Below are 12,507 nucleotides of genomic sequence, written 5' to 3'. Positions count from 1 at the left end.
CTTTCCATAAATACCTCCGCTTAAATTTCGTAAGTCTTCTGCTGGTCCAGATCCAACCGCTTGGCATTCTGAACAAATTCGGGCACCTTCAAATCAATGAGGTGTTCCGGATCAGCATTACCTACGGACTTCCAGACATCCATGGAGTCTTTAGGATGAAGGTCAATCGACAAACGCACGCCCTTGAGCTGTTTTTCAACCAGCGCTTTGGTACCAATACGGCGCTGTGCATTGATTTCAGCCATCGGCATTTGCAGTACCTTCTGTACCGCAGCCCTGAAGATCGACACTTTGTCATCTTCCAGGTAGTTACAGTCCGTCATGATGTATTTATGCTTGCCACCAGTGGTGCGGAACACCAGGCTGGTATCGCTTGCATCAAACTCATCTTTGCCCATTTCCTGCTCAATCACCTCAGGACCGGTCAGGCCCAGACGGCCGTACTGACTCATGATGATCACATCGGTTGCAGCACCCACAAAGCCCATGCCGCCAAAGCAGCCGACCTTACTGCCGATGAGCGCAATCACCGGGACAATATTGCGACAGTCCTGCAACTGATCCATCACCTCGGCATGAGCCAGCAGACCGGCATTGGACTCATGCAAACGCACACCGCCGGTTTCAAAAGAGATCACCACAACCGGGCCTTCGTTGTCTTTCAGGGCTGGGTTTTTCTCTTTCATTTTTTTGTAAGACTCAACCGCCAAACGAATGGTGTTGACCATCTTGGCACCGTTAACTTCACCAATAGAGCCACCAATAAAACGGCCTTCCTGTGAAATCACAAACACCGGGCGTTTGCCCACCAGGCCCACACCCGTCACAATACCGTCGTCAAAAGCCACCGCTTCGCCCAGAACCGGCAAATGCGGACTTTCCAGCTTGTCCATCGGACCAGCCAGCTCGGTAAAAGTCCCTTCATCGACAATGCCCAATGCTCTTTGGCGTGCATTGGCTGTCAGAAAACTCATATCTTGCAAACTATTCCATTTCGGCATATTCTGACCCCTTATTCATGACCGGCTGTTTTCATTTCACCCAATGCCTGATGCAGGCGCAGGTTCACAACAGCGGGTGTTGAATTGTTATCATTGATTTCAAAAAAAGCATTGCTCGCGCCGGTTTCTTCCACGAAACGTTGCAGCACTTTTTCCCACACCTTGTCAAAGCCGGTCACAGGCGTAACCACTTTGAACTTGGTCACACCATCCAGCGGTTGCTGATGAATCAACACTTCCATATCGCCCGAGCCCACCACGCCATAATGCAGTGAACGGCTCACAACGCTTTTGGGTGCAGAAGATTTGAACTCAAAGCTCAATGTATTCAGCGATTTCGTTGCCATAATTTCATATCTCCTTCAAATTACCAGTTGTGATATCTCTTGGGTGGCTGATACAAACCGCCAGACCAGTCAACGATTTCACGAATATTCTTGGCTGCCAACAGAGAGCGTGTGGCTTTGCTGCGGTCAATGCCAAGATCTTCCGGCGTCTGCAGGATGCCTTTTTCACGAAGCTGTTTGGTCACCTTGGGATCAGCCCTTAAGCCCACTTCGGTGTAGCCTGCAATACCTTCAATCGCGCGCATACGCTCATCCAGCGAACGGCACATATGCAGGTTGGCAATCCCTTCTTCAGAGATGATGTGTGTAATATCATCACCATAAGCCATCACAGGCGGCAGATCCAGGTTGGCGTTTTCAGCCAGCTTGTAGGCATCAAGCTGATCCACATAAGCGGGCGCCATTTTTTCCAGGAAGGTTTCAGCCATCTGTACCACCAGGCGTTTACCGCGCTTCATCGGGCCAATGTAATCAGCCTGCGATACAAACTCTTCACCGCATTTCAGCCAGGCATCTGTCGGGTGACGACGGCCTTTGGCATCACAACCCATGTTAGGCGCGCCACCAAAACCAGCCACACGTTTGGCAGTCGCCGTGCTGCTGTTACCGTATTTGTCAATCTGCAGCGTACCGCCAATGAACATATCCAGCGCATAGTGGCCTGCGGTTTGACAGTAAGCACGGTTGGAGCGCATCGTGCCGTCAGGACCAACAAAGTACACGTCCGGACGTGCATTACAGTACTGTTCCATACCCAGTTCACCGCCGAAGCTGTGAATGGTTTTCACCCAGCCGCTTTCAATGGCCGGAATCAGCGTGGGATGCGGATTGAGCGCAAAGTGAGAGCAGCATTTGCCTTTCAGGCCCAGCTCTTCACCATAGGTCGGCAACAACAGCTCAATGGCAGAGGTATAAAAACCAATACCATGGTTGATGGTCTGCACACCATATTTGGCATAGATGCCCTTGAGGGCAATCATCGCCATCAGCACCTGCTGGTCGGTAATCAGCGCCGGATCGCGTGTAAACAACGGTTCCAGGTAGAACGGACGGGGCGACTCAATCACTATATCCACCCAGTCACCCGGAATATCAACACGCTTCACTTTATCCACCAACTTGTTCACCTGGGCAATCACAATGCCCTGGCTGAACTTGGTCGCTTCGATCTGGATAGGCGTATCTTCGGTATTGAACCCGGTATACAGGTTTCCGCTGCTATCGCCTTCGTAGGCGCACACCAATGTGACTTGAGGAATCAGGTCAACAAAATAGCGTGCAAACAGTTCCAGATACGTATGAATTGCACCCAGTTGCAGTTTGCCTTTGTTGATGAACTCAGCAATCGGACCGCCCAAGGGGCCGCTATAAGCAAAGTCCAGTTTTTTAGCAATGCCTTTTTCAAAAATTTCCAAGAAGATCGGCAGCGACAAAGCAGACTGCACCATGTGCAGATCATGCACCTTGGTTTTATCCACTTTAGAAAGACACTCTGCCAAAAAGTCGGCCTGCTTCTGGTTGTTACCTTCCAGGTTGACCTTATCGCCAGGCTTGATCACTGCCTCAAGCAGCTTGATCACGTCTTTCGCGTCCACCACCTTGTCTTTTTTGATGAATGGCGCAGCCTGGTTCATTCGTCCAAGATACTCAGTCCTTCTGGTATCCCATTTCTTTGTTTCACCCATTGAATTCACCTTTCTATCAGATTAGGTATCTGCCAATTCAAGTTTCAAGAAAATCTCACCGGAATCCACCTCCACAACAGAACCGTCTGCCAACCGGACCTGTAACGCACCTGCTTCAGACATGCCTATCGCCAAACCGCTCTGATAAGCATCATCCGATTGGAAAGAGACTGTTCTGCCCAGGGTATGTGCGTGTTCAAGCCATAATTTGCGGATTCCTGCAAAACCTGTTTGTTGCCACTGCAAGAAAAACACATCAATGCTTTCCAACATGCAGTGCAAAAGATCTGACTGACTCACCTCACCGCACCCCAACATGGACAGTGACGTGGCCTTGCCGTTCAGCGCCGGGGAAAAATCCCCGGCGGTCTGATTCACATTCAACCCCACCCCCAACACCAGTGTGTGCAACGTCGTGTACCTGCCCATGTCGCTGGCTGTAGGAGCCATTTCAACCAGCAGACCGGCACACTTTTTTTCATCGCCCAACAGGTCATTGGGCCACTTAATCTGCAAGTCCACACCAGTTGCCTGCTTCACTGCGTTTTGCACTGAAACAGCCAATACCAGCGTGGATTGCGCAAGCTCTTCAATCCCGACATTGACATTGATGATGGCACTCACCCACAGCCCCAAGTCATTCCCAGATTCCCAGCCGTGGTCAGAGCGTCCATAACCGTTTGACTGCTCATGCGCAACGATCACCGTTTTGGAGGAAATCGGTCCGTTTTGCAGTATCCGTTTGGCCATTGCATTGGTTGAATCCACCATATCAACTTCTATGCAGTGCCAATCGTCAATCAGAGTGTCAAACTGTTTCATCAACATTCCCGGTTCATTTCAAGAGCTTCATGAGGTGAACGTTACGGCGCATATATCAGGTCATAATCCAGCCTGCAGTAGCAATCAGCACCCCGGTTTCCACCGCTGTAGTGATCACACCGCAAATATTGATCCCCATGGCAATCGGCATGATCATGCAGTACGGGTTTTCCTCCATCGCAGCCTTCTGGGCCAGCTTGGATGTTGTCGGCATACATGACACACCGGCAATCCCTACAACAGGGTTGAACTTGCCCTTGTTGATCCAGTAAAACAGCCAGCCGCCCAAAATACCACCGATACCGGAAATAGCCAGCGCCACAACACCGATCACCACCAGAATTGCAATCTTCGGATTCAACAACGTATTGGCATCACACAGCACACCCAACAGCAGTCCCATGAAGAAAGTAGCGCTGTACAAAATGGTCGTTTCCAGCAGATTCTGCAAAGGCTCAATCTCAGCTTCTTTGATCGCCACACCGATGAAGAACGACATGATCAGCGGAGATGCCACCGGCAACAGCAAGCACAGTACCGCACACAACACAATGGTCATGGTGAACTTGCTTTTTTTGGTTGCATTGGGCACTTCAAATTCAATGTCAATGCCGCGGTATTTTTTCGGCACCATCAGCTTCATCAGGTACGGATAACCCACATACGTCAGGCTCAGGTACAGATACGCAATCACTGCAATCGGCACAAACAGATCCTTGGCCAGAATCAGCGAGGCAAACAGAACCATCGGCCCATCTGCACCACCAATGATGGCCGCGGCAATCGCTTCACCGGGTAACAGCCCCATGTAGCTGCCAACAATCAACGCAGCAAACGTTCCCAGCTCACCAAACAGAGCCAGCACCAGACATGTCCAGGGGCGCACCAGAATGAAACTGATTTCACTCATCACCCCAATGCCCATGAACACCAGACACGCAATCAACGCATTGCTGAATGTCAACGTATACACCGGCTGCAAGAAGTTCACCTGCATCATGTCAACCAGCTCACTGGGATCCGAAATCAGCGGATCCAAAATGATGTTGCCAATAGAGCCATCAGCTAAAAACAAAGTACCGGCATTGATCGCAATCATGCCAAGCCCCATCGGGATCATGATCAGTGGTTCCAGCGTCTTCTTAAAGCCGTAATAAGCCAGCACCAGGCCAAAAACAATCAACAGAATTCGGGAAACCGCCAGCATCGGCGCTTGCATGAACAGAGAGGAGATGCCGGGAAAAATCTGGATTAACTGCTCCATCTCAAACTCCTTCTTCGGCCTGTTCGCTTGTGCTGGAACGGCTCATGATTTTATTGATCAGAATGATCAACGCGATTAGAAAAAAAGAAATGACCGCTGTAATGCCATAACACAGCAGTGCATAAACGATGATGTTCATAATTCAACCTTATTCATTTGTAAATTCTGAATTTCGGCTGAGCGCCCCAGATAGTGCAACGAAAAAAAGCATGCGCACGCTGTCGTTACACAGCATGCACATGCTTTTAATGAATTCTTAGAGACGTCAGTAAACAAACCGAAAGACAACATGACAATTCATGCCGGTTTGCCAGACAAATTACACTAAATCACTTTGGCGGTAGAAGAAAAATCACTGCACAGTATTTTGTGCTTTCACAGGCTTGCAAGTCACTGTTAGCAAGCTCATCACAGATGATGGAGGGAAGTGTATTCCTATTTGCCCGAAATTACAAGAATCCGAGCAATCCGTTATTACATCCCTCCGCCCTACAAATGCATCATGCCCAAACCACAACGCTCATGGTTTGTATATACCGAAAAAGCAGAGTATCCATAAGCCGCAATTGCCACCCATTTTTTATTCGATACCATGCCAATCTTCACCTTCAAACTGGTCGACACAGACGGCAGCGAAATCATCGCATGCAACGCTTCCAAACTGGCATGAATCACTGCATGCACCTGCCCTGGATGCTTGGCAATGACACCGCTTGACAGCGCTGTATTGACAATGATCTTGGCATACGACGCCGTGATTTTATTGCTCATCCCGGTGATGAATGTTGCCGCACCAGTGGTGTGATCAATGGTGTGAATAAACTCCTTGATTCTTTTTTCCTCTTCCTCACCCTCGCTCATCGCAAGTACCAGAGCCAGTTTGCCGATCGGGGTGGAATGGTTGATTCCAAGCATCATATCTCTCCTTACAGTCAACTTTTCTAAGTTCGACCATAAAACATTAAATAGAAAAACAGCGTTAACGCCAGCAAATCAGCACAGCCTCCCGGACTGAGATTGCTGCGTGTAGATACTGCACAGTAATCACGATACTGCTGGCCTGCATCCGAATGCACTTTGGCAAACAGTTCTTCAGCCCCTTTCTGTAACGCTTGCAAACCCGCTAAACCACGCCTGTGCACAACGTTGGTATCTTGCGTATGCAGAATTAAAAACAGCAGCACATGGCAACAGGCATCATTCCAGCTTTGCTGTGCCAAGGCTTTAACAAGGTGCTCAAATGCCTGCACCACATGCGGAAAACCTGCTTCCGCTTCTCCTCGAATCCCTGTAATGCCATATTGCTGATAGATATGCTCTCCAGCGGTCAACGGCCTGTCATGAATCGCAGTCACTGCATCCACCAGTTCGCGCTGAACCATTCCCTTCACCATCTGTGCGGCTTCATCACATATCGACTTGAGCAAAAGTGCAGATTGTTGACGCGGGTCAAAAGAAGATGCTTTTCTCAGCCGGACTTGTTGTGTTCCAACAGCACAACAGACAATGCCCAGAGAAAAAATCAGCCCTTTATGCGTATTGATGCCACCAGTTGCCGCATACATTTCTTTCTCCGCAGCAACGCCTGCCCGACGCAAAACAACAAAACGCTGGTCTGCAGACATATGTTCCAGAGTCTGGCCGATTTGGACACAGGTTTCAAAATAAGTATGCAAAGACAAAGCGCTGTTGATAAACGTGTGGTAGTCCATATCCGAATGCGCGCCCGGCGTGTCAGGACACACCAGACCGGGCTTGGGCGATACAGAAACCTCCAGAATGGCGGCACTGCGAGCCAGATCGGCTATCTCAGCAGCGGTATAACTCAAAAAATTTTTTTGACTGAGCATGTTAAAAATCAAACCAGATCATCATTGAAGCACGGAACACACTGCATACTTCCTGTGTTAACACAAGAAGTAGTTAAATAAAAATAACCATAGCCTGCCATGAGTTCACCTCATCTATACAAAAACATTTGTCCATTGAAACTGACCGTTAAAGCCCCACCGTTTGCTCTGCATCGTTCCTGCTGAAGATGCATTTACACCACACCCCAGCGCCTTGTGCCACATGGTTTTGATACGCAAAAAAGAAAAACAGATTTTTGCTACTGAATTGACAAGATGGAACGCAACTAACAAGGCTGGAGCCAGACAGACAACCCATACATTGATCAACCGGTAAACACTGAACGCTTTTTCATGAAGCCCGAATGGTGAACGCCATTTGCTGTTTTGCGCGTATATGCCAGATTGATTATTCATGGCTACGCTAGCAGAGCGGTGCTTCAGACACACGTATGCACGCATGCCACTGACCGGCACGTCAAGCTTTTCTTTTGAGGGAATATAGACAGGATGCTGCGACTGCTTAGCGCCAGGCCTGTACTCGTCGGTGATTGTGCGCTCCATAGCGACCCCAGAACAAAGCCAACTTAGTGTTGTTCAATTTGACGAAATCACCGTCTCACGTTGAGGAAAAACTTTCCTCTCACAGCCACAAATAAACACCTAGTTCACTTTGCGTTGCTGGGTACAACGCACACACATAATCACTTGTCGTTAGGTGATGAATACATTCTATCACCGCCAAAAATCGGTAACGTATTATGTAAGCAACACAGTTGTAAACCTGCAAATTACCCGTATTGGAGTGCACAATCAGCAGCACATAGCAGGTTATTCTGTTCATGGGTTATGCACTGGTCGGGCAAAGTTATTAGCGACCTAGCCAATAAAGCCCAGCCACACACTGCCACTCCTCACATTAGCTTGCAGACCAGGGGTCTTCAGCCATTAAAAATGCACGTAACGCATTGCGGTGAGGGTGTGCAACAAGCCATGCTCTTACTGATTTGACTTTTTCGTAATCTTCGTTGCCAAATTTTTTTCGATACATTTGTTCAAAAGTATCTTTTGCAGATTCTGATCGAACCTTGCGCTGCCATGGCGTCGTGAAAATGCTGTTCAACTGATGCGCCAGCCCTGCCTTTTTAAGGTATTCCCATTCTCCCTTATCAAGCCAAATGCCGCCAACATCTGGCGACAGATCGAGACGATGGCTGCTGTCTTTGGATATTCTGTACTTCAACATCAAGGCACCACTCACCGGGCAAACCAATGCTTGTTTTGAATCCATGGGTTCTATGTCCAGGTCTTCTGCGCTCGCTGCATCTAATGGCTCAGGCGAAGTGTCTTTCCAGCGCAGGTAATGTTCAAGCAAAATCCAGTTGCCCCCGCAATGATCACATGTTTGACACGCAAACAGGTTATCCAGATATGCTCTATTCAACTCTCCATTTGTGCAGCTCGGACACTTCATACCACACTATCCTCCAATATTTAAGATGGGCATGTGACGCTTCTGCGAGAAGCTTTACATACCCTGCCCTGCATTCCGCCATATGTCTGCCATATGTCTTAGTCAGGCCAGCCCAACAGCCTTTTTAGCTGCATCCAGATAAAGCGCCCTGAGCCTGCTTGCAATGGGGCCCGGTTTGCCATCCCCCAGCATGTGCCCATCAATGCTAACCACGGGCCAGATAAAGGCCGTCGCCGCACTGACAAAAGCTTCTTTGGCCGCCTTGGCCTCTTCAATGGTAAAAAGCCGTTCTTCCAGTTTGAAAGAGCGGTCCTGCTCAATGAGCTGGATAATGGCTTTGCGCGTGATACCGTGCAGAATATCGTTGCTCAGCGGGCGGGTCACAATGGTATTGTCATGTTGAATGATAAAGGCATTGCTGGCGCTGCCTTCAGTGACATAACCGTCTTCCACCAGGAAAGCATCATCAGCCCCCTGAGTATGCGCATATTCTTTCGCCAGGGAAGCGCATAACAACTGAACGGTTTTGATATCGCGCCGGCGCCAGCGCAGGTCTGGCACAGAAACCACCTTGATGCCTTTTTTGGCAATGGGGCAATCCAACAGGTTTTTAGCCTGGGTAAAGAGTACCAAGGTCGCTGGCGTATCGGCCGGAGGGAATGAAAAGTCACGGTCTTTATCACGACCGCGCGTCAGTTGCATATAAATGCCACCTTCGCGCAGTTGATTCTTTTCAATCAATTGCCTGTGGATCTCCAGCAACTGGTCCTGGCTTACCGGCATTTTCAACTGCAGCTCATTGCATGAACGCTTCAGCCTTGCAAGATGGCCTTCAGACTCAAGCAACCGCCCATTGATCACCGCAGTAACTTCATACACGGCGTCGGCAAATAGAAATCCCCGGTCAAAGATGGAGACTTTTGCATCGCTCTCATCAACATACTGACCATTGACATAAACAATCCGTCCCATGTATTGCTCCTTCATCGGCTTAAAGATGAATTGTGAATCTTTTCACATGTTTCACCTGAACAGAACTGCCATTTTCAACGAAAAACGCCCTTCAAAGCAACACCCGTCAGACATATGTTCATGTTCTCCTCATTTCCCCTATTGGCAACAATAAGCTCGAAATACCGCATTTATTTGTGAAATAGCCACAGTTGGCAATCAATGCACTTCAGATTAATGCCATAACACCCGGCGTATGGCACAATCAACATCGTTTGTGCATCACACAAAACAGACTGTCTGATTTTTAGGCTTCTGAGGCCTGTTTTCCGCAACATCAGCTCAGTCATGCAAAGTGCCATGCACATTTCTCCCCCTGTTCATAGGCCTATTTGTCAGTAGCAACGTTTGCCATGCCTGCCATTATCGAAGCTTATCGTGCCGGATTGCTGAACCGAAAATACTGGTTGCAAAACATCATTTCGGGTATTGTGGTTGGCGTCGTTGCCCTGCCTTTGGCCATGGCGTTTGCGATTGCCTCAGGTGCCAAACCCGAACAAGGCATTTATACGGCGATTATTGCGGGTTTTCTGGTTTCTACCTTGGGCGGCAGCCGTTTGCAAATTGCAGGCCCAACAGGCGCCTTTATCGTCATACTCTCTGGCATCACGGCCAACTACGGCATTGTCGGCCTGCAAACGGCAACGCTGATGGCCGGGCTTATTCTGCTGCTGTTAGGCATTGCCCGCATGGGCACCATCATTAAATTCATTCCTGCTCCGGTCATTGTCGGCTTTACTGCGGGAATTGGTGTGATCATCTGGGTAGGCCAGTGGGGAGATTTTTTCGGACTCCCTGCGGCAGCCGATACAAACCTGCATTTTCATGAAAAGCTATGGTATCTGCTTCAGGCCCTGCCCGAGTTGCATTTGCCAACCACGGCTCTGGCCGTCATATCGCTGCTGCTGGTCATTCATACATCTAAAATCACCTGGCTGAAACGCATTCCCGGCCCGTTGGTTGCCCTTGTGGCAGCAACTGTTTTGCAATCCATTTTTCACTTTGACGGTGTCAAAACCATCGGCTCGGCATTCGGCGGCATTCCACAAGGCCTGCCCTCATTTCAAATGCCGAACCTGTCATTCAAACAAATCATCGAGCTGATCGGCCCCGCATTCACAATTGCCATGCTGGGCGCGATTGAGTCCCTGCTTTCTGCAGTGGTCGCAGATGGCATGGCCGGTACACGCCACAACTCCAACCAGGAACTGATCGGGCAAGGCATTGCCAATATGGTTACTCCCTTGTTTGGCGGCTTTGCGGCTACAGGCGCCATTGCGCGTACGGCAACCAATATCCGCAATGGCGGCACCAGCCCTTTATCAGGCATTGTGCATTCGCTGACACTGATACTGGTCATCATGCTGCTGGCACCCCTGGCGGTCAACGTCCCGCTGGCTGCGCTAGCTGCCATTTTGTTTGTTGTGGCCTGGAACATGAGTGATATCCCGCATTTCATCAAACTAGTCCAACGGGCACCCCGTACCGATGTGACCATTCTGCTGGTCACATTCTGCCTGACGGTTTTTGCCGATCTGGTGGTGGCGGTCAATATCGGCGTTATTCTGGCTGTCTTTCAGTTTTTGCGTCGTATGGCCAGAAGCGTGGAAGTTCGCCAAGTCACGGAACAGGAACTTGACCATGAGTTTGCGCACCAGGGCATCACGCATCTGCCTCCCGGCACTCTGGTTTATACCGTTGAAGGTCCCTTCTTTTTTGGTGCGGTTGAAAACCTGGAGCGTGCTTTAGCCAACACGGCTACCGATCCGCGTATTCTGATCATCCGTTTGCGCTGGGTTCCTTTTATTGATTTCACAGGGCTTCTGACCCTGGAGGAAGCCATTCTGGATTTGCATAAGCGTGGCATTCGGGTCATGCTGACCGGTGCCAATGACAGGGTTCACGCCAAACTGGAAAAGGCCAAAATTATCAACCTGGTTGGACCGGATAATTACTTTAAAAATGTGTTACAGGCTTTGGTGGTCTGCCAGCAGTTGGCAGAGCAGGACGAGCACGAAAAAAGCACTAACAATAACTGAAAGCCCGGTCTGCTAACCCCTCTTAAGGCAATCTGTTTCCCAGGCATGCTTTACATGGATATACCAGCACGCTCCGCTGCTTTTAGTATATGGATACGCATAAAATATTCAGCATTGGTTGGCTCATGGGCCACAATGGAATCCAGAATATTCTTATGTTCTATGGTCATCTCAAGAAAACGTTTCCTCTGACCCAGCGGCCGGCTCTGCGTTTCAAGAAAAGATTTGCCGTAACTGTCATAGCAGTCAGCAAACATTCTGTTTTGAGAGAATGACATGATCAGGTGATGGAAATCATGGTCGTGTTCCGCCGCGCTCACCAAATCCTGCATCTTCAGCGCTTTGTTAAAGCTCTGCAGATTCTGCCGCAGAATTTTCACCTGTTTGTCCGAGCAGTACATTGCGGCTCTGCCTGCTGCATGGCTTTCAACAATGAATCGAAAATGGTAAATTTCTTTGGCTGAATAATCCAGCCGCCAAAGCGGCGCTGTATCGTCTGGAACGCGCCCTTCTTTGTTGACAATGATCGTGCGCTTTCTGGGCTCGGAATGTACCCAGCCCAGCATTTCGAGTGTGATCAACGCTTCCCGCAAAGAAGTACGACTGACGCCAAGCATTTGAGACAGCGCCCTTTGCGAAGGTAAGGGCTGCCCATCTGATAACGCACCACTGCGAATCAATTCCTGAATCTGTAGTGCAACCATTTTCGTTACTTTGTCATTATGTGATTGCGTCATAGCTCATGTGCCAGCATGTATTAAGTTAAGGTATGTCACACCACCCATCAAGAGACTTCAAAAACTTGCCCTGCTCCGCTGTGATGGATATGAAACCGAATACGACCTCTTACAACCAACCAAGAGATTCCCAATAGCGCCCATTCTCTCAGAACCTGTTCACGATTTTTTATAGATAGTGCATACTGTGGGTATGAAAAGGAAAACCTACCCCAGTGATATCAGCCGTGAGCGGTTTGAGAAGATACGCCCTATTTTGGAGCAAGCGCGTAAACGG

Annotated in this window: 13 protein-coding genes and 1 pseudogene; 2 read left to right on the top strand and 12 right to left on the bottom strand. The window is 49.2% G+C overall.

Annotated features, from left to right (window positions below):
- Positions 1 to 20: 20 nt before the first annotated feature.
- From AACY98_RS12755 to AACY98_RS12705, 11 genes are all read right to left on the bottom strand, one after another.
- Positions 21 to 1,001, bottom strand: a complete 981-nt coding sequence (locus AACY98_RS12755; RefSeq protein ID WP_339805582.1) for a biotin-independent malonate decarboxylase subunit beta — start codon at positions 999 to 1,001, stop codon at positions 21 to 23.
- Between the two features lie 11 nt (positions 1,002 to 1,012).
- Complete coding sequence (mdcC, locus tag AACY98_RS12750; RefSeq protein ID WP_339805580.1) at positions 1,013 to 1,348, bottom strand: malonate decarboxylase acyl carrier protein; 336 nt, start codon at positions 1,346 to 1,348, stop codon at positions 1,013 to 1,015.
- Positions 1,349 to 1,368: 20 nt separating this feature from the next.
- The gene (mdcA, locus tag AACY98_RS12745; RefSeq protein WP_339805578.1) at positions 1,369 to 3,033 is read right to left on the bottom strand and encodes a malonate decarboxylase subunit alpha; all 1,665 of its coding nucleotides are present in this window, start codon (positions 3,031 to 3,033) and stop codon (positions 1,369 to 1,371) included.
- Positions 3,034 to 3,054: 21 nt separating this feature from the next.
- Complete coding sequence (locus AACY98_RS12740; protein WP_339805576.1) at positions 3,055 to 3,855, bottom strand: biotin--[acetyl-CoA-carboxylase] ligase; 801 nt, start codon at positions 3,853 to 3,855, stop codon at positions 3,055 to 3,057.
- 55 nt (positions 3,856 to 3,910) lie between these two features.
- Positions 3,911 to 5,119, bottom strand: coding sequence for a Na+-transporting malonate decarboxylase, carboxybiotin decarboxylase subunit (madB, locus tag AACY98_RS12735; protein WP_126978031.1), 1,209 nt, complete (start codon positions 5,117 to 5,119; stop codon positions 3,911 to 3,913).
- A gap of 1 nt (position 5,120) precedes the next feature.
- The gene (locus AACY98_RS12730; protein WP_204250803.1) at positions 5,121 to 5,258 is read right to left on the bottom strand and encodes a hypothetical protein; all 138 of its coding nucleotides are present in this window, start codon (positions 5,256 to 5,258) and stop codon (positions 5,121 to 5,123) included.
- A 350-nt stretch (positions 5,259 to 5,608) separates the two neighbouring features.
- A complete protein-coding gene (locus AACY98_RS12725; RefSeq protein ID WP_339805573.1) occupies positions 5,609 to 6,037 on the bottom strand; it encodes a HutP family protein in 429 nt (142 codons plus the stop codon).
- Positions 6,038 to 6,060: 23 nt separating this feature from the next.
- Positions 6,061 to 6,969, bottom strand: a complete 909-nt coding sequence (citG, locus tag AACY98_RS12720; RefSeq protein WP_339805571.1) for a triphosphoribosyl-dephospho-CoA synthase CitG — start codon at positions 6,967 to 6,969, stop codon at positions 6,061 to 6,063.
- A gap of 114 nt (positions 6,970 to 7,083) precedes the next feature.
- On the bottom strand, positions 7,084 to 7,533 hold the full coding sequence (locus AACY98_RS12715) for a hypothetical protein (RefSeq protein ID WP_339805569.1): 450 nt from the start codon (positions 7,531 to 7,533) through the stop codon (positions 7,084 to 7,086).
- A gap of 355 nt (positions 7,534 to 7,888) precedes the next feature.
- Positions 7,889 to 8,443 carry a zf-TFIIB domain-containing protein gene (locus AACY98_RS12710; RefSeq protein WP_339805567.1) on the bottom strand — a complete coding sequence of 185 codons (555 nt, stop codon included), beginning with the start codon at positions 8,441 to 8,443 and terminating at the stop codon, positions 7,889 to 7,891.
- Positions 8,444 to 8,545: 102 nt separating this feature from the next.
- A complete protein-coding gene (locus AACY98_RS12705) occupies positions 8,546 to 9,415 on the bottom strand; it encodes a D-amino-acid transaminase (RefSeq protein WP_339805564.1) in 870 nt (289 codons plus the stop codon).
- A 392-nt stretch (positions 9,416 to 9,807) separates the two neighbouring features.
- Here AACY98_RS12705 and AACY98_RS12700 point away from each other — a divergent pair, with 392 nt between their 5' ends.
- Positions 9,808 to 11,493: a SulP family inorganic anion transporter gene (locus AACY98_RS12700; RefSeq protein ID WP_339805562.1), complete on the top strand. Its 1,686-nt coding sequence runs from the start codon at positions 9,808 to 9,810 to the stop codon at positions 11,491 to 11,493.
- Positions 11,494 to 11,543: 50 nt separating this feature from the next.
- Here AACY98_RS12700 and AACY98_RS12695 read toward each other — a convergent pair whose 3' ends face one another.
- On the bottom strand, positions 11,544 to 12,230 hold the full coding sequence (locus AACY98_RS12695) for a FadR/GntR family transcriptional regulator (protein WP_126978045.1): 687 nt from the start codon (positions 12,228 to 12,230) through the stop codon (positions 11,544 to 11,546).
- A gap of 193 nt (positions 12,231 to 12,423) precedes the next feature.
- Here AACY98_RS12695 and AACY98_RS12690 point away from each other — a divergent pair.
- Positions 12,424 to 12,507, top strand: a pseudogene (locus AACY98_RS12690) (IS5/IS1182 family transposase); the annotation flags it as partial.

It is taken from the genome of Saezia sanguinis (assembly GCF_963921665.1).
GTDB lineage: Bacteria > Pseudomonadota > Gammaproteobacteria > Burkholderiales > Burkholderiaceae_C > Saezia > Saezia sanguinis.
The sequence above is the reverse complement of the archived record's forward strand: the minus strand, read 5'-3'. Positions and strand labels throughout refer to the sequence as shown.